Genomic DNA, 25,743 nt, shown 5'->3' with positions numbered 1-25,743 from the left:
CGTCAGGCGGAAATACCGCCGCCGCCTAGCGTGACGTTGATGGTGAATTTCGATCCCGCCGACACCGACTTGGTCGTGCGCCAGTTGCGTCCGCCGGGTTCGCGGATCAGCGCGACGAAGCCGAGCGCCGTCGCGTTCGGTTCGACCGTGATGGTCTTGGCCGCCGTCTTGCCCGGTGCGACGGAGATCGAATCGGATCCGATAAGGTCGGCCCCAAGTGCGGACCCCGCATCGCCCTGCAGCGCGAAATAATCGGCCGAATTGAACTTGCCGGTGCTGGCAAGCCGCATCACCAGCACAGTCACCGGTCGATCGCCGCCGCCGGGTCCCGGATTCATGCCGGCGCCACCGGTCACGTTGACCGAGATAACCGATGGTTTCGGCGGGCCGCTCTGGCAAGCCGCAAGCAGCCCCGTCGCGCCGAGCGCAACGATGAATTCGCGTCGATCGATCATGTCCTACTCCTCTTCGTATGCATCCCTGAAGTCTGCGCCGATCTCGCCCAGGAAACTCGATTCCGCGCTTTGGGCGATGTCGCGATGGCGTTTCTGGTAAAGCTCCCACAGCTTAGCGTTGCGGCCGCCCGCAAGCAGGTTGCCGATCGCGGAATTGGATTTCAGCTCTTCCTCGATCGTCGCCGGATCGAACCGGTCGATCATGCGCCGCAGCGCTGCCTGAACGCCGCGCCAGGCGCGCACGTGGTGCTGCGCGAGATCCTTCACCGCATCGCCGATCGCCGCCTCGCCGGAGAGGAAGCCGGGACTGCGCTCCGAGATTATGGTGACGATGACATCCTCGACCGTCGGCAGGAATTTGAGCGGGTTGACCTCGGAGGCGCCGACCACCGTCTGGGCAACGCGCGCGCTGCCCTTTTCCTCGGCGCGCTTGCGCAGAAGCTGCATCAGCCCGTCCAGCATCAGCCGGTACTCGCGCCCGAATTTTTCCATCTCGGCGATCGCGTCGCGCCCGAGAAAATCGGCCTCCTCGACCCCCATGCCGCGCAGGAAGGCGGCGCGCAGCGCCATATCGCCGGGCACAGGCTGAGCTGCACGGGACGGCCTGGGCGCGGGAGCCGGGCGCGGCGGGGGAGGCGGCTCGGGCGTGCGCGCCGGCAAGTCCCGCGGAGGAGCGACCTGCGGCTTTTCGGCCGGCTGCTCGCTGCGACGGGCCGTATGCGCGCCGTTGGCGGAGGCAGGCGTCGCGGCGGGACCGAAGCCGAAGTCGTCGAAGCCGGTCGGTTTCGGCGCCGGCTGCGCCGTATCGCCGCGCGCGGGCATGTCGCCGAAGCCGAACGGATCGGACCGGCCAGTTGCCGAGTCGTCGTCCGAGGCCTGTGACGCCACCGGGTCGAGGCTGAATCGGTCGTCGAAGGCGGGCGAACTGCGCTGGTTCGAGGCGCGGTCATACGCGCCGGGCACAGGCTGCTCGAACGGGTCCGGCAGATCGGCCGGCCGCGGCCGCCGCGGCTCCTCCTCGACCTTGGCCGAAAAGAAATCGTCGCCGCCAATGCTGGGCGAAGATCGCGGCTGAGGCGCCGACCAGGCGGCGGCGGAATGGTTGGCGGCCTCACCGACCGAAGTCTGGCTCGCGCTTGGCTGGACCTCGACATAGAGCACGTAGTCGCCCAGTCTCAAACGCATGCCGCTTTGCAGCCGTGCCGACCTGCCGGTGCCGAGTGGGCTGTCGGAATCGTCGATGAACAGCCCGCTGCTCGACGTGTCGGTGACGAAGTAGCCGTCGCGGCCGCCGCTGATCTTGCAATGGGCGCGCGACACGAACATGTCCGGATCATCGATCTGCCAGCCGGCATCGGCGCTGCGCCCGATCACCAGTTCGCCTTCGTCCAGCCGGGTCTGCCTGACCACCTGGGAGCGCGGGCCTTGTTCCAGCGTCAGCAGCAGGCTCATGCGGCCGCCTCCGCCATTTCCGGCCGCCAGCCGACGACAGTGCGGAGCTTGAGATCGTCGGCGTCTCCCTTCTCGGGGGGGCGAGCAAGCCAGGAGGTTCGGCCGAGCTGGACGGTGCCGATCTTCGGCGGCGGCACGGCGTCGCGCGCAAGCACGATGCGCAAATCGACATCCAGCGCTTCGCCGATCATGTCGCGCACCGCTTTCTTGAAGAGGGCGAGGCGCCGCTCTCCAGGCAGGAACGACTTGAAGTCGTCGAGATCGAGCGGGCCGACGCGCAACTCGATCCGGCTCTGGCGGCTGAAGACGCGCGGGCCGATCGTCGCCCCGCGCCCGAGCGCCGCATAGGCCTTGCCGACGCGGCTCTGCAGTGCCGCCGGTATGGTGATCCAGGAAGCGACGAATTCCTTGATCTCGACCGGCACCTTGAAGGCCGTGGCAAGAAACAAGGTGAGCCGTTCCGGACCGTCGACCTGGCTGGCCAGCGATCCGGCCTGGCGCAGCCGCACAGCGTCGAGTTCGGCATCCTGGGTGCCGGGAAGGCCGATCCCCGACATTGCTTCCAGCATGGCGCGGACGCGTCCGCCGATCGAGCGCTCGACCTGCACCGCCGGATGTGCGTCGGCCCAGGCGCGGTAGTAAAGCGCGATCATCCGGTGCTGCAGGATGTTGACGAAGTCGACGAAGGTTGTATCGCTGGTCTGCTCCGCTTGCGTGCCGGTGAACCAGCGCTGCGACAGCCGGTCGAGCACCCAGCGCGTCAGATGCAGCGGCATCGGCCCTTCGGGCCCGAGCAGTCCGAGATTGGCGACGGTCACCCGCGCCGGAGCCTTTTCGCCCGCCTCCTGGAATTTCATCACGTCCCTGGCCGAGAAGCTCAGGCGGACATGCTGGCCGAGCCGCGCCGGCTCGCGATTGGCCTGGCCGGAATAGCCGAACAGCCCGCCCCTCTGCTCCAGCCGGCGCAGAAGCTCGAAGAAGTCAAAGCTTTCCGACAACGCCCCGATTCCGTCTGAGACGGCTTCGCTCAGGGCGGGCCGCGCTAGATCAGGTAGCGATTGCCGGGCGTCATCGGCCATGGCACATCCTCCTGCTTCTGCAGCAGCCGCGTGCGTGTCAGCACGAAACCGTTTATCCCGGCATGGCGGGCAAACAGCCGCGCCAGCAGGGCCGAAAGCAAAAGCGTGCTTTGCCCCGCCAGCACCGACTGGTCGACATGCAGCGTCACTTCCGTGCCCCGCCCGAAGCACATCGGCCCGTCGATCTTGAGCCGCTCGATCACCGGGCGCGAGTCGATGCGGGTGATCGAATGCACGTTGCGGGCGAGGCTCGGGTCGCCGCGGTCGGCATAGAGATCGAGCAGCGCGTGCAGCGGATCGACGCCGCGGCCTTCCTTGGCGAGACTCAAGAAGTTGAGCGAGAGCTGCGCCACCAGCCGCCAGGCAAGATTGTCGGCGCGGGATTCGCCTTCGGCGCCCGCCGGCAGCGACGCCGGGATCGACGGCTGGGGCGGCCGCAGCGCGCCGAGCAGCCTGACGGCCTCCACCGGGTCCGCCGTCTCCAGCGTCAGTGTCGGTGTGTCGTCGAGGATCGGCAGGTCGCGATTGGTGCAAAGCGCCATGATGTCGAGGCGCTTGAGCGGCCGGTTGGCCGGGCTGCCGGCCGGGCGCGACACCGAGAGGAAAACGTCGTCTCCCGTGTAGGAGGTGCGAGTCAGGCCGTCGCGACGCTCATCTTCGGTGGCCCTGCGAGGGCGCCGCTCGGTCGAATACACCCAGCCGCTGCCGCGGTTCTGCCCCAGGCTGAAAAGCTCGGGAATCTCGGCCTCGCTGCCCTCCGCGTCGGCATCCTCCACTCGGGTGACGCGGAAGATCTCGAAATCGCGCGCTCTGGTTCGATCGGCATGCAGCACTTGCCTTGTCCTGCGCGGATCGATCTCGATGACGTTGCATTCGCGCTCGAAGAGATTGATCAGCGGCGTCACGAAGAGCTCGAAATCGGCCGGCGCAACGTCGGCGAGCTCGGGCACCGGGCGGCGGAACAGGAAGATGATCTCCATCCCCGCCTCGCATCTGCGCACCACCGGCTGCAGGCCGGCGACCCGCACATAGTGGAAGCGTTCGGGGATCATGAAATATTCGCGCAGCAGCCGGTAGCCCTCGAAGGTCGGGCGGGTGCGCGGCATCAGCGCCTCGTCGTCGCGGATGCCGACCATTTCGGGCTCGGGCAGCGCCGATAGCGGATTGGTCTTTCCTTCCGCCCGCGCGCCGACGGCCGAGCAGGCCCCGAAGATCGCGTCGAACAGGAGCGGCGCCTTGGTGCGACCGGCGAAATAGAGATCGAGACGGTCGAGCGACAGCTCGCTGAGCTTGCCCTTTCCGGTCCGCGCAAGCGTGACGCGCAGCGCTGCCTCGCCGCGCGCGCCGGCGACTGGGCCGATGCCGGCGGCAGCCAGCGCGCTGCGATCCTGGAAATAGCTGACGGAGGTGATCGCGATCGGCCATAGCGTGATCTCTTGCGCGGTGCTGAAGGTTGACCGCGTCGACAGCCCCGGATGCAGGCTGGAGACCAGCCGTGTGCCGCGCGCGACTGTATGACCGGCGATCATCGACTGCACTTGCTGGCCGGGTTTCAGCACCGCCATCGCCGTTGCCGGCGCCGGGGTGACCAGGTCCGGGTAAAGCACGTCGAGCACGGCGCGCGAGAAGCGCGAGCGCTCGGCGTCGACCTTCAGCCGCGTGCGCGCGGCAAGGAAGGCCACGCCGTCGAGCAGCCGTTCGACATAGGGGTCCGGGCAGGGAACGGTGTCGAGGGAAAGATTGCGGGCGACTGCCGGATGCATATCGGCGAATTCGGCCGCGAGCGCCCGGATATGGGTCAGTTCTTCTTCGTAATATTCGACGAAGACCCGATCCATCTCAGGTCTCCCGGAATTCGGTTCGCGCCAGGCCGTTGTCGAGATTGATCGTGGTGCGCAGCCGCATGCGCTCCGGCGTCGGCGTCATGATCAGCACGGCGTCGATCTCGATCTTCAGGCCGACGCTCTTGTCGCCGAGGGTGACATTGACCGTCGTGGCGCTTTCCTTGAGCCGCGGCTCGAAGGTGGCGAGCACCGCGCGGATCTCGCGCGCCAGGGTATCGCGGTCGAAGTCCCGCGAGGAGCGGCCGGAGAAGGACGGCACTCCGTAGTTCACGACGCTGCGGCGCACCTCCGGAAAGTCGGCAAGCGACGGCAGCTCGTCCAGCGGCTGTTCGTGCTCGGCATCGGAAAGCATCGGAACGGACTCGAAGCGCTCGGTGTTGAACAAGGCTTCGATGTCGCGCCGGACGGCTTCCCTGAGCACCCGCGCCGACACCACCACGCCGCGGCTTTCGATCTCGGCCCGATGTTCGGCCTGGAACACCAGACGGTGCAGGCGCCGCTTTTGGTCGGGGGTGAGTTCCACATCGGCATCGATGGTGCGTGCGCTGCCGGCAAGAAGAGCCTCGACGCGCTCGGCGCCGAGTTCTTCTTCCAGCAGGCGACGCAGCCCCTCGATCTCCGACGTCAGCCCGGGCAGGTCGTTGATGAGGCGGTCCCAGAGGGAGGGCTGGACCGCCTCGCGCTTTGCTCGCGAACTGCCGGCGAGCTGCGCCCTTGCGCCGGGCCTTTTGGCCTCACTTGCCGACATAGACATCCATTTCGATCTCGTCGTCCTTGTCGTAGACGAATTTGATCTTCTTGTAGGCGAAGCTCACTTCTTCCTCGATCAGGTCGGCCTCGTCATCGGCCTGCTTCATGTCGTATTCCATGATCGAAGCGTCGGTGAGCGTCACCACCAGATAATCGCTGGTCTCGCCGTCGATGGTGCGGCGCGCCGAAAAAACCACTTCGTCGAGCGCCTTGTTGTCGAACAGCGCCTTCTTCAGGTAAGGCGACGCCTTGTCGTAATGCTTGGTGAACTTGATCATCCCCAAGGATACGCGCCCGCGGCGCGAGAGCGAATTGGGATCGTAAGGCGCGATCATCTTGTAGTCGACGCCATGGACTTCGATCTCATCTTCGTGGCCGTCGCGCACGCTGGGACCCTTGATGTCCGGAACTTTCAGAAAACCATCGATCTTCATTGAAGGCATTGTCTTTCTCCACCGCTCTCAAACCAAACAAGATGACTATGCTTGCGATTTCACCCCTTCACTGACGGCAGTTCGGACACCAGCCGGAGCGAGGCATTGATGCCTTCCAGCTGGTAGTGCGGACGCAGATAGAAACGGGCGTTGTAGTAACCGGGCCGGCCTTCGACACTGTCGACCTGGACCTCGGCCGCGGCGAGCGGGCGCTTGGCGCGCGCCTTGTCGTCGGCAAAGGCTGGATTGGCCAGCACGTACCGGTTGATCCATTCGGTCAACCAGATCTGCATGTCGGTGCGTTCCTTGAACGAGCCGATCTTGTCGCGCGCGATCGCCTTGAGGTAGTGGGCGAAGCGCGAGACCGGGAACAGGTAGGGCAGGTTGGCGCTGAGCCGCTCGTTGGCCTGCGCGTCGGGATCGACCAGACGCCCGGCTCGGGTCTCGTCGTCCTGCAGCGAATGGGCGCCGATGAAGGCCGCAAGGTCAGTGTTCTTCCGGTGCAGGATCGGCATCAGGCCGAGTTTGGCGAGCTCCGCTTCGCGCCGGTCGTCGATAGCGACTTCCGTCGGGCATTTCATCGCGATCGATCCGTCGTCGGTCGGAAACGCGTGCACCGGCAGGTTGAGCACCGTGCCGCCGTTTTCGACGCCGCGGATCTGTGTGCCCCAGCCAAAAAGCTTGTGGCTGCGGTTGATGTTGACGCCCATCGGGAAGGCGGCGTTCATCCAGACATATTTGTTGTGGTCGCCTCCCACCTCTTCCTCGAAGGTGAAACCCTTCACCGGAACGGTTTCCGAGCCGTAAGGCAGGCGCGCCAGCACCCGCGGCATGGTGAGGCCGATATAGCGGGCGTCCTCGCTCTCGCGCAGCGACTGCCACGAGGCATAGGCCGGGTTGTTGACGATCATCTGCAGGTCCTGCGGGTTGGGCAGTTCCTGCCAGCTGTCCATGCGGAACAGGCGCGGCGAGGCGGCGGCGATGAAGGGCGTGTGCGCCGAGGCGCAGACGCCGGAGATGTTGCGCAGCAGGCCGACGTCGCGCGGATGGTTCGAGAATTCGTAGGCGCCGAGAATGCAGCCGATCGGCTCGCCGCCCAGCATCGAATACTCGTCCGTATAGACCTTCTTGAAGATCGGGCTCTGGTCCCACATCTGGCCTTCATAGTCTTCCAGCGTGTCGGCCAACTGTTCCTTGGAGATGTTCATCACCCGGATCTTGAGCTTTGTATCCGTCTCGGTGTTGTTGACGAGATACCAGAGGCCGCGCCAGGTGCCTTCCATCTCGCGCACTTCCGGCGCGTGCAGGATCTCGTTGACCTGCGTCGTCAGCATCTTGTCGATGCCGGCGATCAGCGACTTGATCGACTTGATCGCATTGGACGAGATGGTGGTGGTTTCGGAGCGCGACTGCGCCGCCAGCGCCAGGTTGCGCACCAGCTGCTGGAGCTTCTCGCTGTCGTCCTTCTTGACCTTGAAATCCTTTTCCAGGAGGCCGCTGAATTCGCCGAGGTCAATCGCTTCCGCCTCGGCGGTGGCGGCTGCGGTTTTTTGCTGTTCAGCCATGACTTACTCCTCGCCCTTGCCCTCAGAAATCGCCTGGCCGGCGATCTTGCTCAGCAGCGGTTCGTTGTTCAGAAGCTGCGCGATGCGCTTTTCGGCGTCGACGCGGCCGTCCATGAAGCCGAGCAGCTCTTCGAGCTGCCGGCGCATCTTGAGGATCTCGGCCAGTTGCGGGACCTGCTCAGCGATCTTGTCCGGCGCGAAATCGCCCATCTTGGAGAAGGTGAGATCGATCGCGAGCTCTTCGTCCCGCTCGGCGCCTTCGGCTTGCGGGAGTGTGTTCTTTACTCGTGCCTTCACCCGCGGCCCCATGGCCTCCATGAACTTCGGGAACCGATTGGCGTCGGTCTCGACGAAGTTGCGGTCGAGCACTGACTTCACCGCTTCCTTGGTCTGTGAAGCGCCGGAAAGATCGGCCATCACGGCCATGACGAACGGCAGTTCGATCGTTGTCGGGCTGCCGTAGGTCTCGACGTCATAGGCGATCTGCACGCGCGGGGCGCGGTTTCTTTCGATGACCTTCGCTTTGCTCTCTGCTGGCATGCTTGTTACCTTTCATCCTTCTGGGCCGGCTTCTTCGGATCGGGGACACCGGCAAGCAGCCGGAACTCCTTCAGCCCCGATGGGGCGAGATCTTCCATCAATTCCACGAAATCCATGTGCACCATGCGGCGCACGCGGCGGGCGAGATGCGGGATCGGGCTCGACGGCTCGGTGCGGTCATAAAAGGCGACGACGAGATCCAGGCATTTGACGACGTCGTCGCGCGAGGTGATCCGGTCGGGCAGCCCGGCGCCCGGTTCCGCATAGCTTGCGACACTTGCCATCGATTCGGCTCCCCTCGCTTCGGCGCCCATCCTTTCGGCGCCATGGCCGTTTGGGCCGGGCGCTGCCGGTTCCGCCGGCTGCGGGATTGGCTTTGCGGCCCCGTTCGCCCCGGCACCGGCGGCGGAATTCCGCTCCAGCGTCGTCAGCAATCGCTGCAGGAAACGTCTCAATTCCGGAATGGCGGGGCCATTGCCGTCGATGCGCTTGTTGAGGGCGGCGTCGACCTCGTCGAGAGCGGCGATCACCGCGCGGGCGTCGGCGAGCAGCGAGGTCATCGCCTCGCCGGCCTGATCGACTTGCGCCTTGCACCCGGTGCGCACCCGGTTCACCAGCTGGTTGTGGCCGCTCACCAGCGCCGCCTTTTCCGCCGCGCCCAGTCCCGAAGCAGCCTCCTGCAGCATGACGTGTTCGTCGAGGCTGCCCTTCTCCAGGTCCTCTCCCTTGATCGGGCCGACCGTGCGCGGCGCAAAGAAGACCATGCCGCGCAGATCCTTGAGCAGCCCGTCCTGGCTGTTTTGCAGGTCGATCAGCGCATTGATGCGCCGCAAGGCAGCCTCGCGCGGCGTGGCGCCAGAGCGCAGTGCCGGATGCATCGTTTCCCAATGCCTGTCGAAGGTTTGGGCGATCAGCGTCAGGCCTTCGGCGAGCCCGCCCAGCTGTTCTTCGTTGGCAAGGGCACGCACAACCAGGACGAGGAGGCGCAGGTCCCGCCCGTGCGACCGCAACTCCTCCGCCTTGGTGAGTACGACGGACCAGTCGACCGGAACATCGACTTCCGATTTGTTGTTTCCTTCGTATTCGACCTTTTTCTGCTGTTCGGTCAGGCGCTCCAGCTCATGAAAGGCCGGGTCGTTACGCAAGTCCTCTCCCGACGGATTTTCACCGTTCAGAGGATTCAGCCAGAGTGCGAGATCAATCACACTAACCCCCAGCCAGCGGCCCTGAGACCCTATGTGACGCAACGTTACCACCGGCCTCGCGTCACGACAATTGAGCAGCTGCTCAAAAACTAACGGATGCTAAACGCGACCGTTTCTTTCAGCAAAACCCATTGCGCGATTGCCGGGCCGGGTATGTGAAATGGCTCGCATAGCCCGGACCGCAATCCGGTATTTTTGCACGACATTGCAGAGCTTGTGTAACCGGGCAGTGCCGCCCGGATGGATCCAAACGCCTTATCCGTCACACGGCTTTGTCAAGCCGCCGCTTATATGGCAGGGTACGGTTGGCAGATTGCGGGAGCAGGTTCGAATGGAACAGCGCCGGTCATCGCAGAGCTTCAAGCGTAAGGAACTGGTCGCCAAGCTCAACGCCACGGGGGTGCGCGCCTTCAAGGCCGCGGCCGACACGGCCAAGCTGCGCGGCAATCCTTATGTGGAGCTCGTCCACTTCATCCAGCAACTGGTGCTGTCCGAGCGCTCGGACGTGCAGATGATCATCGCCGATGCCGGGTTGGACGTCAGCCGGCTGACGGCTGACATGACCCGGGCCATCGACAAGCTGCCTTACGGCGCGACCTCCGTCGAGGAATTCTCCGATCACATCTTCCACGCCATCCAGGAAGGCTGGAACCTGGCGACGCTGGAGTTCGGCGTCGAGGAGGTGCGCAGCGCCCATATCCTCCTGGCCTGCCTGAGGACGCCGGTACTGGAAGGCCTGGTGTCGAAAATCAGCGCCGAATTCGACAAAATCGATGCCGACGGCGTCGTTTCCCGTTTCGCCGATGTCACCGAAGGCTCGCTCGAAGCCGGCACACCTCCCGCCTCTGCCGCCGCCGAACAGCCGATGAAGCGCGGTCCGGGCGGAGATTCGGCGCTGGCCAAATACGCGACCGACCTCACGCTGCGCGCCCGCGACGGCAAGATCGACCCGGTCGTCGGCCGCGACCCGGAAATCCGGCAGATCGTCGACATCCTCATGCGTCGCCGCCAAAACAACCCGATCCTGACCGGCGAGGCCGGCGTCGGCAAGACGGCGGTGGTCGAAGGATTTGCCCTCCGCATCGCCCAGGGCGACGTGCCGCCGACGCTTGAGAATGTCAGCGTGCGCATGCTCGATGTCGGGCTGATGCAGGCGGGCGCCAGCGTCAAGGGCGAGTTCGAGAAGCGGCTGAAGGCGGTCATCGACGAGGTTCAGGCCTCCGAGGTGCCGGTCATCCTGTTCATCGACGAGGCGCATACGCTGATCGGCGCCGGCGGTGCCGCGGGCACCGGCGACGCCGCCAATCTTTTGAAGCCGGCGCTGGCGCGCGGCGAGCTGCGCACCATAGCCGCCACGACCTGGGCCGAATACAAGCAGCATATCGAGAAGGACCCGGCGCTGACGCGCCGCTTCCAGGTGGTCAAGATCGAGGAGCCGTCGGAAGCTGTGGCCGTGCTGATGCTGCGCGGCGTCGCCGGCGTCCTGGAGCAGCACCACAAGGTCCAGATACTGGACGAGGCGATCGAGGCGGCGGTCGCGCTCTCGCACCGCTACATTCCGGCCAGGCAACTGCCGGACAAGGCCGTCAGCCTGCTCGACACGGCTTGCGCGCGCGTTGCGGTCTCGCAGCATGCGACGCCGGCCGAGGTCGAGGACATTCTGCGCCGCCGCCAGGCGCTGGAGGTCGAGAGTGGCATCATCGGCCGCGAGGCGGCGATCGGCATCGAGGTCGCCGACCGTCAGGCTCGCGTCGATGCCGGGCTGGCGGAAACCGAGACCACCTTAGCCGCCGCCCAGGCGCGCTGGGATCGCGAGAAAGCACTGGTCGCCGAGATTCTTGACCTGCGCGCTAAACTGCGCGGTGAAGGTGTGCCGCTCGATGCGGCGGCGGGGGAGGCCGAAGCAAAGGCGCCCGAGAGCAAGGCGGCTGAAACCAAGCCCGCGAAATCCAAGGGCTCGAAAGCCAAGGCGGCGAAGGGCGAGGCGGTCGAACCCGAGGCGGTCGTCGGAGAGACGATCGCCGAGGGATCGGCCGGTTCGTCTGCCGATCTCGCGCGGCTGCGCGAGCTGATGGCGGAGCTTGCCGCGGCGCAGGGCGAGACGCCGCTGATCCTGCCTTCGGTCGATCGCAATGCGGTCGCCGCCGTGGTGCAGGACTGGACCGGCATCCCGACCGGTCGGATGCTGTCCAGCCAGACCGAGAAAGCGCTCAGGCTGGCCGCGACCCTTTCGGAACGCGTGGTCGGCCAGGATCACGCGATGGAGATGATCGCCAAACGTGTCCAGACCAGCCGCGCCGGCCTTGGCGCGCCGGAAAAGCCGGTCGGCGTATTCCTGCTCTGCGGCCCCTCCGGCGTCGGCAAGACCGAGACCGCGCTGGCGCTTGCCGAGACGCTTTATGGCGGCGAGCAGAACCTGATCTCGATCAACATGTCCGAGTTCCAGGAAGCGCATACCGTCTCGACGCTCAAGGGCGCGCCGCCCGGCTATGTCGGTTACGGCAAGGGCGGCATCCTGACCGAGGCGGTGCGGCGCAAACCCTATTCGGTGATCCTGCTCGACGAGGTCGAGAAGGCGCATCCGGACGTCCACGAGATCTTCTTCCAGGTCTTCGACAAGGGCATGATGGACGACAGCGAGGGCCGGCGCATCGATTTCAAGAACACGCTGATCCTGCTCACCTCGAATGTCGGCTCCGACGTCATCATGGACCGCACCAAGAGCGGCACCGTGCGGACCGGCATCGACGATCTCGACGCGGCCCTGCGCACGCCGCTGCTGAAAGTTTTCCCGGCCGCCTTCCTCGGTCGGGTGGTCACCATACCCTATTATCCACTGTCGGATTCGATGATCGAGGCGATCGCCCGCCATCAGTTCGGCAAGATCGCGCGGCGGCTTAAAGCGACCAACGATGCCGAACTGGTCATCGGCGACGGCGTCATGGACCTGGTCAAGGCGCGCTGCACCGAGATCGAGTCCGGCGGCCGCATGATCGACGCCATCCTCACCAACACGCTGCTGCCGGAGCTCAGCCGCGGCGTGCTCAACCGCTCGCTGGAGGGTGCGAAGATGACGAAGGTCACCGTCGGCGCGTCCAAGGAAGGTTTTACCTACTCCTTCGAGTAGCCGCAGCAACTCCGGGGAAGGAGTGTAGCGCCCAATCGGGCCAAGCTATTTTGAATGTGGAGTCGGGGAACTTTTGCTCCGCTGGCGATTTTGGATATGCTGCTGATCCGAATGGCCGGAAGGGTGCCGCCGATGACGAAAAACCTTGCGATCTCCGCTCTCGTTCTGGCCACGGCCATTGGCGTGTCCGGCGCGACGTTCGCCGGCGACCGGCAGCTCAAGCGCCCGGTCGAGCAGGAGCGCTACGTTCCGGCCCAAGGCGACCTCATCGACATCCTGTTCGGCGGACCGCGCTACTATGACGCCATGCTGGTCACTTCGGCGGCCGGCGCATGTTCGTACCACCGGAGGGGGCCGGACGCGAACGCGCTGAACAAAATCAACGACCATCACTGCGGAAAATAAGGTCTGCCCCGCGCCATTCGTACGGGCCAGCCGTCGGCAAGCCGCGACCGCCTCCATTGATCATGCCGCGAACTGATCGTTCGCCGAGGTGGCTGGCCGTTCGGACAGCCAGTCCTCAGCCTGGCCCGCGGTTGGGCCGCTCTGCCGTCGCACACATTCAGCCCAAACATTGTATACAATAACAAAGAAATCTGTTGACAATCTGTCCCAGGCGGCTTCCCATAGGCTATCCGCGCAGCCAATGAGCAAAAACAAAAGCGCGATAACCAGAAGGGAACCGATATGATCAACCGACGCTCGACTTTGAAATCGCTGGTGCTTGGCGCCGCCTCGACCCTGGCCATGGCCGCCATAGGCATCCCGTCCGCGCAGGCTGAAAACAAGGAACTGAAGATCGGCTTTGTTGGTGTCACCAGCGGTCCCGCCGCCGCCTGGGGCACGTCCAATGTGCGCTCGATGCAGACGCGCGCCGCCTGGCTCAACGAAAAAGGCGGCGTCAAGATCGGCGACGACACCTACAACATCAACATCGTCACCTTCGACGACCAGAAAGATCCCAAGCGCGCCATCGCCGGCATGGAGAAGATGGCGCAGGAGGGCATCCACTATGTCGTCGGACCCAATGTCGATGACGGCGCTGCTGCGGTGCGCCCTGTCGCCGAGGCCAACGGCATCATCTATTTCCCCTACGCCTTCCCGAAGGCGCTCTACCAGAAGCCGGCCTCGAACGCCGTGCTCGGCATGATCGCCAACTACCAGTCGGGCCCGGCGATCTATAAATACCTCAAGGAAAACAAGGGCGTGAAGACGATCGCCTTTGTCGCCGCGAACGAATCCGACCCGCTCAGCCAGCGTGACAGCGGCGTCGAGGCGGCCAAGGCGCTCGGGCTCGACGTCGTCGCGCAGAACGACACGTACCAGAACGACACCCGCGACTTCACGCCGGTGCTGACCCCGATCGTCGCGCTGAAGCCCGATCTGCTGGTGCTGTCGGGCGTGGCGCCGGCCAACGCGCCGCTGCTCATCCGCGCCGCCCGCGAGCTCGGCTTCGAGGGCTTGATCTCGACCGAGACGGCGCAGGACGCCAAGGTTCTGGAGGAGGGCGCCGGCGAATACGCCAACGGCTTCATCTCCGTCGGCGGTGCCTCGACGCCGGAGATCGCGTCCGACGAGATGAAGGAGTTCGTCGCCCGCTACACCAAGATGTTCGGCGAGTATAACGACGAGTCCAACACCAAGGTTTACGCGTTGGAGTACATCATCGAGACGATGAAGGCCAATCCGGCCGCCATCAACAATGTCGACGAATTCAAGAAGACCATGGACACCTTCTCGGCGCCCAACCCCTTCCTCAAGGGCGACGCCAAGCTGAGCTATGTCGGCGCGACCTCCTTCGGCCAGAAGCGTCAGCTAGCCGTGCCGATGGTGGTCAACGAATACAAGGACGGCGCTTTCCAGACCCTGTTCGTCGGCTCCGTCGACTAGGTTTGGGTTCCTAAGGTTACTTCCTCCCGAATGCCGGGGGTCCGGGTGATGCTCGGACCCCGCGGAAGATCGAAGGATCCATGGAACAGGTCATCGCCAACGGATTGTATCTCGGCGCCCAGTACGCGCTGATCGCGCTCGGGCTAACCCTGATCTTCGCCCTGATGAACGTGCTGAATTTCGCCCACGGGCAGATGTACGTTCTGGGCGGGTTCATCACCTATACCGTCTACGGCCAACTCGGCCTGCCTTTCGTGGTGGCGCTGCTGGCCTCCGGTGTGACGCTTGCCGTCATCGGCGCGCTGATGGAGAAGTTCCTCTTTCGAACGGTCATCCGCCGCAGTCACCGCGAGGAGAGCACCATGCTGCTCGCCGCGGCCACGGCCTTCTTCTTCGACGCCGTCATCCTGCTCATGTTCGGTGAGAAGCAGCGCGGCGTTCCCAAGATCGTCAAGGGCGTCTTCAACGAAGCCGGCATCATCATGCCTTATGACCGCCTGGTTGTCGGGGCTCTGGCCATCGTCTTCATCGCCGCCTTTGTCCTTTACATGCAGTACAGCCGGGTCGGCCGCGCCATGCGCGCGCTCGCCCAGGACCGGGTCGCGGCCCAGCTGATGGGTGTCAGGGTCGACCGCTATTCCATGATCGGCTTCGCGCTCGGTGCCATGCTGGCGGGCGTTGTCGGCGGCCTGCTGGTCACCATCACCGGCGTCAATTCCGGCATTGGCGGCCCGATCTCGATCAAGGCCTTCCTGATGGTGATGATCGGCGGCGCCGGCGTCGTCGGCGGCGCGATCGCCGGCGGCTTCATCCTCGGCATGATGGAATCGGTCGGCCTGACCGCGCTGCGCGAATATGGCGACGTCACCTACCTCGTCATCTTCGCCGCCCTGATGGTGTTTCTGTCGATCCGCCCCAACGGGCTGATGGGCAAGCCGTGGGGTTGATCGCGCCATGACCCGCAATCGCAACATGAAGATCGCTTCGGTCGCAGCCTTCCTGGCGATCGTCTTCATCGCCGTGCCGGCCGCGATCTCGGCCAGCGGCCGCATCGACCTCTACTACACGCTGACTTCGGTGGCGCTGCTCAGCATCGCCAGCGCCGGCGTGTGGCTCACCTTCTACATCGGTCGCATCAATATCGGCCAGGGCGCCTATGCGCTGATGGGCGGCTATGTCTCGGCCATACTGGTGATGAACCACGGCTGGTCGTTCTGGCTGACGCTGCCTGTCGCGGGTCTCTTCTGCGCCGGCGCGAGCGTGTTGATCGGTCTGCCGATCCTGCGGTTGCGCGGCGTCTATTTCGCCATGGTGACGCTGGTTCTGACCGAGGTCGTGCGGCTCTTGGCGCTGGCGCTGCCGATCACCAACGGCGCCAAGGGCATCGTCAGCATCCCGCTGCCCGGCGCGCTCTCGGTCTTCGGGCTGACCATCATCCCGGACTTCGCCACGCTGCAGAATTCGCGGCTCGCGTTCTACCTGCTGGCGGTCACGCTGATGGTGGGCTGCTTCGCGGTGATGTATCGGCTGGTCAACTCGCGCATCGGCAAGCTCTGCCAGTCGCTGCAGCAGAACGAGGAACTCGCCTCCTCGATCGGCGTCAACATCGCCTATCTGCGCGTCATCGCCTATGCGGTGTCCTCCTTCTTCGGCGGTCTCGCCGGCGCCATCTTCGCCGCCATCTCGCAGTCGATCTATCCGTCGAGCTTCACGGTCACCGATTCCGTCAACTTCATGCTGAACTGCTTCCTCGGCGGCCTCGGCTACGTGTTCGGTCCGATGCTCGGCACGCTGGTGCTCTATTTCGGCTGGGACCTCTTGTTCCAGACCGGCCAATTCCAGCTCCTGATCTATTCCGGCCTGATGATCGTTTTGATGCTGGTGCTGCCAAACGGCCTGCTCAGCCTCACGGTTCCGACCCGGAAGAAGGCTTGAGCCATGGCCGAAATGCTCGAAGTTTCCGGCATCACCAAGCGCTTCGGCGGTCTCGTCGCGGTTAACAACGTCTCCTTCTCGGTGCGCGAGAAGGAGATTCTCTCGGTCATTGGTCCGAACGGCGCCGGCAAATCGACGCTGTTCAAGCTGATCTCGTCGTTCCTCAGGCCAACGTCCGGCGAGGTCCGCCTGAAGGGTGAACGCATCTCCGGCATGGCGCCGCATATCGCCGCGCGCAAGGGCGTCGTGCGCACCTTCCAGGAAACGACGATCTTCAAGAACATGAGCGTGCGCGACAACGTCATCATCGCGCATCATCTGCGCTCGAAGGCGAGCCTCGTCGGCTTCTTTCTCGGCACCGGCACGGCCAAGGCCGACGAAGCGGCTTTCGGCCAGTCCGCCGACGAGATCCTGGCGCTGCTCGGCCTGGCTTCGCTTGCCAGCGAGATCGCCCGCAACCTGCCACATGGCCATTTGCGGGCGCTGGGCATCGCTATCGGCCTTGCCACCGATCCCTCGATCCTGCTGCTCGACGAGCCCTTTGCCGGCATGAATCACGACGAGACGATGCGCATGGTGGCGATGGTGCGGCGCCTGCGCGATCTCGGCCTCACCATCCTGCTCGTCGAGCACGACATGCCGGCCGTGATGAAGATCTCGGACCGTATCGTGGTGCTCAATTTCGGGCAGAAGATCGCCGAGGGAACACCGTCGGAAATCCAGGCCAACGAGAAGGTCATCGAAGCCTATCTCGGCAGCGAAGACGAGGCGATCGGGCTATGAACCAGATCCTGAACTTCGCCGGCGTCGAACTCTATTACGATCACGTATATGCGCTGAAGGGCGTCTCGCTCGAGGTCAATGAGGGCGAGACCGTCGCGCTGATCGGCGCCAACGGCGCCGGCAAGTCGTCGATCCTGCGCGCCATTACCGGGCTCAACCGGATAAGGTCCGGAGAGATCCACTACAGCGGCAAGCGCATCGACGGTGCCGCTCCAGACGAGATCGTCAAGATGGGCATCGCCATGGTGCCGGAAGGGCGCCGCGTCTTTCCCTATATGACGGTCAGGGACAACCTTTTGATGGGTGCCTTCACGCGCTCGAGCAAGGCCGAGATCGCGGCGACGTTGGAGATGGTGCTGGGGCGCTTTCCCCGGCTGAAGGAGCGCTTCTCCCAAGCTGCCGGCACGATGAGCGGCGGCGAACAGCAAATGCTGGTCATCGGCCGCGCGCTGATGGCCAAGCCGAAGCTTTTGCTGCTCGACGAGCCGTCGCTCGGAGTCGCGCCAAAACTTGTCCAGGACATCGCCCGCTCGATTGTCGCCATCAACCGCGACGAGAAGGTCAGCGTTCTGTTGGTCGAGCAGAATTCCCGCATGGCGCTTCGCATTTCGCAGCGCGCCTATGCGCTGACCACCGGCAGCGTCGCCCTGAGCGGCAACTCCGCCGAATTGCTGAGCGACGACCGGGTCAAACGTCTTTATCTCGGCGGCGAGATCTGAGGCTGATTTTAATGCGCATACTCGTCATCAACCCCAACACGACCGCCTCGATGACCGGCAAGATCGGCAAGGCGGCGACAAGCGTCGCCTCATCAGGAACCGAAATCGTCGCTGTCAATCCGGCCGATGGTCCGCCGAGCATCGAGGGCTATTTCGACGAGGTGTTCGCCGTACCGGGCATCATTGCCGAGATGAGGAAGGCCCCGGCGGCGGATGCCTATGTGATCGCCTGCTTCGACGATACCGGGCTCGACGCCGCGCGCTGCGCGACCGAAGCGCCGGTCATCGGCATCGGCGAGGCGGCCTTCCATCTCGCCAGCCTTGTCGCCGGCAAGTTCAGCGTCGTCACCACGCTTGCCCGCTCAGTCCCCGCCATCGAGCACAACCTTGCGAAATACGGTCTTTCCTCGCGCTGCGCCAAAGTGCGCTCGTCGGAAGTCGCCGTGCTCGAGCTTGAACGGCCAGGCTCGAACGCCAGGCATCGGATCTCGGACGAGATCGCGCGCGCCATTCGCGAGGATCACGCCGAGGCGATCGTGCTGGGCTGCGCCGGCATGGCCGACCTTGCGCACAGCCTGTCGGAAGAGCATGGCGTTCCGGTGCTTGACGGCGTCGTCTGCGCCGTCACCCTGGCCGAGAGCCTGTTCAAGGTCGGCTTGAAGACATCGAAGATCGGCGGCTATGCCGCCCCGCGAGGCAAGCGTTTCGCGGGCATCTTCGCTTCGGCGTCTCCCCCGGGCGCCGGTTCGCCTGGGTAAACGCGGCCCCGGGAGATCGGTCCCGCGGGATTGACCGGGGCGCGAGCGCCATTAGATTGGACCGGCCGCTGGCGATTTGGGGGCAGAGCGGGCCGTATCGGGCCTGCGCATTGAAAGCATGTTGACGGTACTCAGAGAAGACGATCGCGACGACAAGCCGGCAGCGCGCTGGTCGCCGATCTACTATGGGCTGAGAGACGCCATCGTCAGCCATCGTCTTGCGCCGGGCACCAAGCTGCCGGAGGACGAGCTGGCGTCGATCTATTCGGTGAGTCGCACCGTCGTCCGCGCCGCCTTGCAAGCCCTTGCGCATGACCGGCTGGCGCGGCTGGAGCCCAACCGCGGCGCCTTCGTCGCACAGCCCTCGAAGATCGAGGCGCGCGAAGTGTTCGAGGCGAGGGCACTGATCGAACCCAAGGTGGCGGCGCTCGCCGCAAAGGCTGCGGTGCCCTCCGACATCGCGCAATTGCGAATGCACCTGGAGAAGGAGCATGAGGCGCTGCATGCCGGTCGCGACAGCGACGCCATCATGCTGTCGGCGCGCTTCCATGTCGGCATCGCCGAGATCGCGGCGCATTCGGTATTCACCAACTTCGTGCGCGACCTCGTCTCGCATTCCTCGCTGATCATCGCGCTCTACTGGAAACGCCGCGACGCGACCTGCGAGAAACATGCCCATCACGCGTTGGTCGACGCCATTGAAGCCGGCGACAGCGCCGACGCCGCGGCGCTGATGAACAGCCATCTGGTCGATCTGCTCTCGGGGCTCGATCTTACCGACAAGGTCGAGAAGTCCGACAGCCTCGCTGATCTGCTCCGCGCCTGAAGGAAGCGAGCCCGGTTAGGCCAAGATAGGCTGACACCCCTGGCGCGAGGTCAGCGCGACCCGCGGCGTGATCAGGCCTTGCTTCACCGTGTCATGCACCTGCGGAAGCCGCACCACCGATACTTTGAAGCCGGCCTGCGCTATCGCCGCCCCATCCAGTCGCTGATCGCTGCCAGGTCGGCTGATGCGTTAGGCCTGAGTCTGCCGTTCCCGCGGCCGTTTTCGGGAGGTCTCGGCGCCGCCTCGATGCCTGATGTGATCGATGAATGCGCGCAGTTTGGGCAGGACCTGATGTTTTTCCGGGTAGTAGAGGAAGACACCCGGCGATGTCGCGGCGAAGGCCGAAAGCAGCGTTTCGAGGCGCCCGTCCGCGAGCGCCGCGGCGGCAATCGGGCTTGGCACCTGGGCAAGCCCGGCGCCCTGGATCGCAGCGCCAAGCAGCGTGGGATAGTCGTGTGCAATGAACGGCCCGGAAACGATTGCCTCGACCGCCTTGTTGCCTTTGGCGAAGCGCCACGGCGCGACCGAACCGTTCGATCGGCGCAGGCGCAGGCAGGCATGGTGGCGCAGATCCTCGATGCGCTCCGGCGTTGTTCGCTGGCGTAGATAGTCGGGACTGCCGACGACCACCATCGGGAAGGACGGCGTCAGTCGAACCGCGACCATGTCGGCCGCGATGAGGTCGCCGAGCCGGATACCGGCGTCGAATCCCTCGGCTGCGAGGTCCGCCAGCTCGCCGCTAGCGACGATCTCCAGCTCGATCTCGGGATAGGCCTGGCAGAAGGACGCGATCATCGGCTCCAGCAGCGTCGGCACCACCGCAGGCGGTACCGACAGGCGCAAAAGCCCAGCCGGCCGCTGGCCGACTTCGCGCGCGACCTCGCTTGCTGCTACCAATTCCTCGAAGGCTGGCCGGACACGCGAGAAAAAACGCTCGCCGGCTTCGGTCAGGCCGACGCTGCGTGTCGTGCGGACGAACAGCGCGGCGCCGATGCGAGCTTCCAATGTCCGCACCGCCTGGCTGATCGCCGATGGCGTGACGCCGAGCTCCGCCGCCGCCTTGCGGAAATTGCGATGCCTGGCGACGCTCAGGAACGCCTCGACGCCGTCGAGGGCGCCATGCCGGACTGTGAAGTTTTGCTTCATGACCCATTGAGATTATCGCGGATAGTTCCCGGCACAAAGCGGTCGTATCTGTGTTGTCGATTGGAAGGCTGGAGGGAAGTGGCAATGACGGACGATTTGGATCGCGTGCGGTTGCGGGCGTCGGGGCCGCCGCCTTCGCTAAATCTCTGTTGGAAGGCCGTCTCGGTATCCTGAAGGCGGTATTCGAAGCCGTTCCAGCCAATCTCTAACGGGAGGCAAGTATGACGCCGGCGACGATCTTCAACATCCATCTCGTCCTGGGCTACGTCCCGTGGCTGCTCTGCTTCGGCGCCTATATCTGGCCGAGGCTCAGGCTCATGGACCGCGTCGAGGCGCAGCGCGCTATCGCGACGCTGCACAGCTTCCGCTTCTTCGGGCTGGTCTTCCTGGTTCCGGGCGTGGTTGGCCCGAACCTCCCGGCGGACTTCGCGGTCTTTGCCGCCTATGGCGATTTCGCGACCGGGCTGCTGGCCATGCTGGCGCTGCTTGGCGTGAAGCGGTCCTCGATCTTCTGGCCGTCCGTCGCGGCCTTCAATCTGGTGGGAATAGTCGACCTCGTCGGCGACTACTATCACGGCACCGTGCTTCATCTGCCCGAGCAGGCCGGGCAGCTGGGCGCCGCATACGCGATCCCGATCATCTATGTGCCCCTGCTGATGATTACGCACGTGGCCGCCCTTTATCTTCTGGCGCGACCTCAGCCCAAGACCGAGCCGGGCGCGGACAATAGGAAGGCGGGCGGTCTCAGTTCCCTTCGCTCTCCTTCATCCGTTCGATGATCGATCGGGCCGAAGCGCCGGTCGTTTCGCCGAGCTTCGTTTGCTCATTCTGCACCATCGCCAGCGCCGTTCCCGGCTCGCCCTCCCACAGGATCAGGCTTGCCGCGCCGACCAGCCCGGCGCGATCGCCGAGCTCGGCCGGCACGATCGGCACGTCGCGATAGGCTTGCATGGCGCGTTCCTCGACCGTCGCCCTGATGCCCGGCGCCAGCAGATCGAACCCGTTTGCGAGGCCGCCCCCCATGACGATCAGGTCCGGCGAATAGAGATGCAGGAGATTGGTGAAGCCGATGCCCAGCCATTTCGCCTCGGTCTCGACCAGTTCGCGGGCGGCCGCGTCGCCGGCGCGCGCGGCATCCACGACATGCCGGGCCGAGACGTCGCCGTCGTCGGAAAGACGTCTGAGCACCGAGCCGTCGCCTGGCTTGGTGAGGCGGGTCGCCCGGCGCCCGAGCGCGGTGCCGGAAGCAACGGCCTCGAAGCAGCCGACGTTGCCGCAGAAACAGCGGTCGCCTTCGCCGGTGATGGTCATGTGGCCGATCTCGGCTGCGAGCCCGCGCCTTCCATGGTAGATGTGGCCATCAGCGACCACGCCGCCGCCGATACCGGTCGAGACGGTGACGAAGACCAGCGAGCCCGCGCCGCGGCCGGCGCCGAAACGCCACTCGCCGAGCGCCGCGGCATTGGCGTCGTTCTCCAGCCGTACCGGCAAGCCGAACTGGCGGCTGAGGATGTCGATCAGCGGCACGTTGTGCCAGCCGGCGAGCGTCGGCGGCCCGATGACGATGCCTGCCTTGGGGTCGAGCGGCCCCGGCGCGCACATGCCGATGCCGCTGACCTTTGCCTGCGGGTGTTCTTTAAGCAGCCTGTCCGCCAGCGCGATGATCTGGCCGATCACCGCTTCCGATCCGGCGCCGGCAAGCGTCGGCGCCGAGACGCGCTCGACGACTTCGCCACTGCGCTCGACCAGCGCGCCGCGCAGTTCCGTGCCGCCGAGATCGAAGGCAAGGGCGATCGTGCTCATCAGGCGGCGGCCTTCAGTCCATGCAGCCAGGCCATGCGCTGGGCGAGATTGGGATCGCCGAAAGCGAGCGAGCCCAGCACCACCGTGTCGGCGCCGGCGGCGCGCAGCAGCGGCACCGTCTCATGGCGGATGCCGCCATCGGCGGCGAGCCGGATGTCGCCCTCGCGGCCGGCCTTCCTCATCAGGGCGCGCGCCTCGACCAGCCTTGGGCAGGCTTCCTCGGACAGGCTCTGTCCCTTGACCCCGATCGAGGTGCCGAGCAGCGTCACGAAGGCCACGCGTGGCAGGAACGGCTCGATCGCTTCAAGGGGCGTCTCCAGCCGCAGCACCACTCCGGCCTCTGCGTCGAGCTCACGCGCCAGCTTCACGGCGCGCAAGCCTGCCGCGCCATTCTCGGCATGGATGGTGACGAGATCGGCACCAGCCTCGATGAACTGGCGCGTCTGAGCCTCGACGATCTCGGCCTCGACCATCAGATGGACGTGGATCGGCTTCGCCGTCAGCTTGGCGATGCGCGCCACCATGTCGGGAAAGAACAAGAAGCCGGGGGTGAAGCGGGCGTCCGCCACGTCGATGTGGTGCAGATCGGCATGGGCTTCGATGCGCTTCAGGTCGCGCTCCATATTGGCGAGATCCGCCGACCACAGCGAGAATTCGCCGATAAGCCGGTTGCGCGGCAGTGCGGCTATTGCCGCGGGTCCGGAGACGGGTTTGGCGGTCATGACGGAATGAGGCTCCGGGCATTCGAGTTGGACTGGAGGAAGGAACTGATCTGCTCGTGCAGTTCGATGAAATGTCTGGCGCTGTTGCGCGCCTTCGGCGTGATTTCGGCGAAGACCGCGTGGGGCATCGCGGCGGCAAGCGTGTAGGCGCTCGACAGCGGATGCACCGCGTCCATCGCATTGCCGACGACCAGCGCAGGAATGTCGAGCGCCGCGACGTCGCGGTCGCAAACGCCTGGACCGTCGCTGGCGATGTCGGCGAGCACTTGCGCGAACCCCTTGGCGTCGGGCCGGTCGAAATAGCCGAGCAGCGAGGACAGATTGTCGGGCGCCTCGCGGTAGAGCCGCGTGGCCGTGTCCGATCGTGCGAAGATCGTCCGCCCTTTGTCGGCCCCGTGTTCCAGGATGAGCTCGGCGGCCTCGGTGATCGGCTGCATGTTCTGCGGTGCCGGCGAAAACGTCCATGCCGGCCGCACCAGGACCAGGGCGGCGACGCGCCGCGGATGACGGCAGGCGAGGCGAAGCGCGATCGCGGCGCCCATCGAGACGCCGCCGGCAACGAAGCGGTCGAGGCCGGCACGATCGGCGGCGGCAAGCACATCGTCAGCAAAGATTTCGAACGAGAACGGCCGCCGCTTGCCAAGCCCAGAGCCGCCATGCCCGCGGCATTCCAGCGTGATGCGCCGGAAGCCTGCGGGGAAAGTCTGCGCGACCTGCGCCTCGCCGCCGCCGAGCCCATGCTGAAAGACGACCGCCAGGCCTTCGCCGGTGTCGGTCATATGCAGCGTGGCACCGTCGCGCAGCAGCGTGCCCATCACACGAGCCCCTTGAGGAAGCGGGCGACGCCCGGCGCTTCCTCGGCCGAAAGCCCGTGCGTCACCAGCGGCCCGTCGAAGCCTGTGGCCCTCAGGCGAGCGACGAAGTCGTCGAAGTCGACCACGCCTCGTCCGGCCGTGGCGAAGCGCCCGTCGGCGAAACGGTCCTTGGCGTGCGCAAGCGCGACATGACCCGCCGTGCGCTCGACCGCTTCGGCAACGATGCCGCGTGCCTCGTCGGCATTCGCTCGCTCGAACAGATTGGCGGGGTCGAGCACGATGCGCAGCCGGTTCGAACCCATTTCGGAAATCAGCCGCGCGGCGTCATCGGCGGAGGTGACGATGTTGGCTTGCTCCGGCTCGATGCCGAGATCGACGCCGTGGTGCTCGGCGAGCTGAAGCGCCTTCTCCATTTCCTGCGCCATGTCGGCCCAAGCCGAGGGATCGGCATTGTCGGGGTGGTGCGCCCATTGGTCCTCGGCGTTGCGCGTTCCGGTGCACAGTGTCACCAGCGGGATCGAAAGCCTGGCGGCTGCCTCAATGACCACCCCGAGCCGCCGCAGCCCGTCATCGCGCACCCGGCTGTCCGGATGCGCCATGTTGTAGGTTCCCGACAGCGCGACGAGACCGACGCCGCTAGCCTTAGCGGCGGCATCGATCGTACGGATCGCTTCGTCGGGAACATCGTCCGGCATCGACGGCAGGCCGGCGCAGGCAAGGTTGAACTGGGTGACTGCGAAGCCCGCTTCGCGAACGGCGGCGAGCACGCCGGCCGGCTCGCCGCCTGGAAAAGTCTTGGCGAACACCCCGACCTGCATCAGACCGCTCCGGTGACGTCGGCGAGCTCAACGCGCTGGCCGCTTTCGACCGAGCGGGCGATCGCCACCATGGCGCGGATCGAAGCGAGCCCGTCCTCCACGGTAGCGCCGCGCTGCGGCGCGCCGTTGAGCACCGTGTCGGCGAGGCCTTCCAGTTGGCGGCGGAAGAAGTGGCCGTCGGCGCCGAGCGGCTTGCGCGACGTCGCGTCCTTCTCATGAAAAATGTCGACCTCGCTGGCGCGGAAATACCAGGGATTGAAGGTCTTCGCGATCACCGAGCCGTTCTCGCCATAGAGCTGGAAGCCCTCGTGCCAGTCCATGCGCACCGCAACGGTTAGGTCGAGATGGCCGAGCGCCCCATTGGCGAACTCCGTCTCGACGAACCAGCAATAAGCGCCGAAGCGTTGGTTGAGCCGCGCGCGCACGGCCGTGATGTCGCCGCACAGGAAGCGCGCCGTGTCGACCAGATGCGAGCCATGCGCCAGCATGAAATACTGTCTCAGGTCCGCCTTCGGCTTGCCGGCCGGCTTCCTCGCCAGCTTGCTGGTGACGGGCAGCGGCTGCACGGCGTCGGTATTGGTGTAGCGATGGGTGGAATCGCAATACCAGGCCTTCAGCGCCAGGATCTCGCCCATCTCGTCGCGCACGAAATCGCGCGCCGCCTCCAGCGCCGGGTCGAAGCGCTTCATATGCCCGACCTGAAGCACCTTGCCGGAGCGCTTGACCGCTTCCGCCAGCCTCTCGCCTTCTTCGACGGAAATGCCGATCGGCTTTTCGCAAAGCACGTGCTTGCCTGCTTCGAGCGCCCTGATCGACATCGGCACGTGGTAGGCGTCGGACGTCGCGACGATCACCGCCTCCAACTTGGGGTCGGCGAGCATCTCGTCATAGTCGCCATACATTTTTTGCGGCTCGTAGGTGGCGCTCATGCGCGCAAGCAGGTCGGGCGCCGCGTCGCAGATCGCGTAGAGGTCGGCATTGGCCGCCTTCACGCAGGATTCCAGATGCGCGAACTGCGCGATCGGCCCGCAGCCGAGCACACCGACACGAAGACGACGGTCTTGTTTGCGGATCATC

General features: G+C 65.3%; 25 protein-coding genes. 10 read left to right on the top strand and 15 right to left on the bottom strand.

The genetic code is table 11. From position 1 onward, the window contains the following. Window positions 1–2 precede the first annotated feature (2 nt). From tssJ to tssA, 9 genes are read right to left on the bottom strand one after another with little or no spacing between them, the layout of a single operon-like run. Entirely contained in the window at window positions 3–455 is a 453-nt protein-coding gene (gene tssJ / locus P9254_RS23835) for a type VI secretion system lipoprotein TssJ (RefSeq protein WP_066989071.1), read from the bottom strand. Window positions 456–458: 3 nt separating this feature from the next. Further along, window positions 459–1,907 (bottom strand): type VI secretion system-associated FHA domain protein TagH, encoded by a 1,449-nt coding sequence (tagH, locus tag P9254_RS23830; protein WP_278057217.1) that lies wholly within the window; start codon window positions 1,905–1,907, stop codon window positions 459–461. After that, the gene (gene tssG / locus P9254_RS23825; protein WP_278057216.1) at window positions 1,904–2,986 is read right to left on the bottom strand and encodes a type VI secretion system baseplate subunit TssG; all 1,083 of its coding nucleotides are present in this window, start codon (window positions 2,984–2,986) and stop codon (window positions 1,904–1,906) included. The genes tagH and tssG overlap by 4 nt, the downstream gene beginning before the upstream one ends. After that, a complete protein-coding gene (gene tssF / locus P9254_RS23820; protein ID WP_278057215.1) occupies window positions 2,950–4,824 on the bottom strand; it encodes a type VI secretion system baseplate subunit TssF in 1,875 nt (624 codons plus the stop codon). Before tssF ends, tssG begins: the two co-directional genes overlap by 37 nt. Before the next feature lies 1 nt (window position 4,825). Beyond that, entirely contained in the window at window positions 4,826–5,578 is a 753-nt protein-coding gene (gene tssE / locus P9254_RS23815) for a type VI secretion system baseplate subunit TssE (protein WP_095776299.1), read from the bottom strand. Next, window positions 5,565–6,014: an Hcp family type VI secretion system effector gene (locus tag P9254_RS23810; RefSeq protein WP_170950255.1), complete on the bottom strand. Its 450-nt coding sequence runs from the start codon at window positions 6,012–6,014 to the stop codon at window positions 5,565–5,567. Before P9254_RS23810 ends, tssE begins: the two co-directional genes overlap by 14 nt. Window positions 6,015–6,073: 59 nt before the next feature. Continuing rightward, complete coding sequence (tssC, locus tag P9254_RS23805; protein ID WP_066989059.1) at window positions 6,074–7,579, bottom strand: type VI secretion system contractile sheath large subunit; 1,506 nt, start codon at window positions 7,577–7,579, stop codon at window positions 6,074–6,076. Between the two features lie 3 nt (window positions 7,580–7,582). Beyond that, entirely contained in the window at window positions 7,583–8,119 is a 537-nt protein-coding gene (tssB, locus tag P9254_RS23800) for a type VI secretion system contractile sheath small subunit (protein WP_066989057.1), read from the bottom strand. A 5-nt stretch (window positions 8,120–8,124) separates the two neighbouring features. After that, window positions 8,125–9,324 (bottom strand): type VI secretion system protein TssA, encoded by a 1,200-nt coding sequence (tssA, locus tag P9254_RS23795; protein ID WP_067327623.1) that lies wholly within the window; start codon window positions 9,322–9,324, stop codon window positions 8,125–8,127. Window positions 9,325–9,655: 331 nt separating this feature from the next. Here tssA and tssH point away from each other — a divergent pair, with 331 nt between their 5' ends. The 9 genes from tssH (at window position 9,656) to P9254_RS23750 (ending at window position 19,362) form a co-directional block, all read left to right on the top strand. Further along, window positions 9,656–12,451 (top strand): type VI secretion system ATPase TssH, encoded by a 2,796-nt coding sequence (gene tssH / locus P9254_RS23790; protein WP_278057214.1) that lies wholly within the window; start codon window positions 9,656–9,658, stop codon window positions 12,449–12,451. 96 nt (window positions 12,452–12,547) lie between these two features. Beyond that, a complete protein-coding gene (locus P9254_RS23785) occupies window positions 12,548–12,856 on the top strand; it encodes a hypothetical protein (protein WP_278057023.1) in 309 nt (102 codons plus the stop codon). A 282-nt stretch (window positions 12,857–13,138) separates the two neighbouring features. Then, window positions 13,139–14,341 (top strand): ABC transporter substrate-binding protein, encoded by a 1,203-nt coding sequence (locus P9254_RS23780; protein ID WP_066989051.1) that lies wholly within the window; start codon window positions 13,139–13,141, stop codon window positions 14,339–14,341. 80 nt (window positions 14,342–14,421) lie between these two features. Then, window positions 14,422–15,288 carry a branched-chain amino acid ABC transporter permease gene (locus P9254_RS23775; RefSeq protein WP_095800998.1) on the top strand — a complete coding sequence of 289 codons (867 nt, stop codon included), beginning with the start codon at window positions 14,422–14,424 and terminating at the stop codon, window positions 15,286–15,288. A 7-nt stretch (window positions 15,289–15,295) separates the two neighbouring features. After that, a complete protein-coding gene (locus P9254_RS23770) occupies window positions 15,296–16,276 on the top strand; it encodes a branched-chain amino acid ABC transporter permease (RefSeq protein WP_095776296.1) in 981 nt (326 codons plus the stop codon). A 3-nt stretch (window positions 16,277–16,279) separates the two neighbouring features. Then, window positions 16,280–17,059 (top strand): ABC transporter ATP-binding protein, encoded by a 780-nt coding sequence (locus P9254_RS23765; RefSeq protein ID WP_095800997.1) that lies wholly within the window; start codon window positions 16,280–16,282, stop codon window positions 17,057–17,059. Further along, window positions 17,056–17,778, top strand: a complete 723-nt coding sequence (locus P9254_RS23760; RefSeq protein WP_066989044.1) for an ABC transporter ATP-binding protein — start codon at window positions 17,056–17,058, stop codon at window positions 17,776–17,778. Before P9254_RS23765 ends, P9254_RS23760 begins: the two co-directional genes overlap by 4 nt. Window positions 17,779–17,789: 11 nt before the next feature. Then, a complete protein-coding gene (locus P9254_RS23755) occupies window positions 17,790–18,536 on the top strand; it encodes an aspartate/glutamate racemase family protein (protein WP_278057213.1) in 747 nt (248 codons plus the stop codon). Between the two features lie 118 nt (window positions 18,537–18,654). Continuing rightward, on the top strand, window positions 18,655–19,362 hold the full coding sequence (locus P9254_RS23750) for a GntR family transcriptional regulator (protein WP_066989406.1): 708 nt from the start codon (window positions 18,655–18,657) through the stop codon (window positions 19,360–19,362). Between the two features lie 189 nt (window positions 19,363–19,551). Here P9254_RS23750 and P9254_RS23745 read toward each other — a convergent pair whose 3' ends face one another. After that, entirely contained in the window at window positions 19,552–20,508 is a 957-nt protein-coding gene (locus P9254_RS23745; RefSeq protein ID WP_278057212.1) for a LysR family transcriptional regulator, read from the bottom strand. 221 nt (window positions 20,509–20,729) lie between these two features. On the opposite strand from P9254_RS23745, the gene P9254_RS23740 reads away from it, so the two are divergent. Beyond that, window positions 20,730–21,287 carry a hypothetical protein gene (locus P9254_RS23740; protein WP_245307625.1) on the top strand — a complete coding sequence of 186 codons (558 nt, stop codon included), beginning with the start codon at window positions 20,730–20,732 and terminating at the stop codon, window positions 21,285–21,287. Here the strand turns inward: P9254_RS23740 and P9254_RS23735 are convergent. The 5 genes from P9254_RS23735 to P9254_RS23715 are packed head-to-tail and all read right to left on the bottom strand — an operon-like array spanning window position 21,253 to window position 25,742. Next, window positions 21,253–22,311: an ROK family protein gene (locus P9254_RS23735; protein WP_067327648.1), complete on the bottom strand. Its 1,059-nt coding sequence runs from the start codon at window positions 22,309–22,311 to the stop codon at window positions 21,253–21,255. The genes P9254_RS23740 and P9254_RS23735 overlap by 35 nt on opposite strands. Beyond that, a complete protein-coding gene (locus P9254_RS23730) occupies window positions 22,311–23,033 on the bottom strand; it encodes a ribulose-phosphate 3-epimerase (protein ID WP_067327651.1) in 723 nt (240 codons plus the stop codon). Before P9254_RS23730 ends, P9254_RS23735 begins: the two co-directional genes overlap by 1 nt. Beyond that, window positions 23,030–23,848: an alpha/beta fold hydrolase gene (locus P9254_RS23725; protein ID WP_278057211.1), complete on the bottom strand. Its 819-nt coding sequence runs from the start codon at window positions 23,846–23,848 to the stop codon at window positions 23,030–23,032. Before P9254_RS23725 ends, P9254_RS23730 begins: the two co-directional genes overlap by 4 nt. After that, window positions 23,848–24,666: a sugar phosphate isomerase/epimerase family protein gene (locus tag P9254_RS23720; RefSeq protein WP_278057210.1), complete on the bottom strand. Its 819-nt coding sequence runs from the start codon at window positions 24,664–24,666 to the stop codon at window positions 23,848–23,850. The genes P9254_RS23725 and P9254_RS23720 overlap by 1 nt, the downstream gene beginning before the upstream one ends. Beyond that, a complete protein-coding gene (locus P9254_RS23715; RefSeq protein WP_278057209.1) occupies window positions 24,666–25,742 on the bottom strand; it encodes a Gfo/Idh/MocA family protein in 1,077 nt (358 codons plus the stop codon). Before P9254_RS23715 ends, P9254_RS23720 begins: the two co-directional genes overlap by 1 nt. Between the last annotated feature and the right edge of the window lies 1 nt (window position 25,743).

The organism is Mesorhizobium sp. WSM4983, assembly GCF_029625765.1.
In the GTDB taxonomy this organism is placed as follows: domain Bacteria; phylum Pseudomonadota; class Alphaproteobacteria; order Rhizobiales; family Rhizobiaceae; genus Mesorhizobium.
This window is presented reverse-complemented; position numbering and strand designations above follow the sequence as displayed.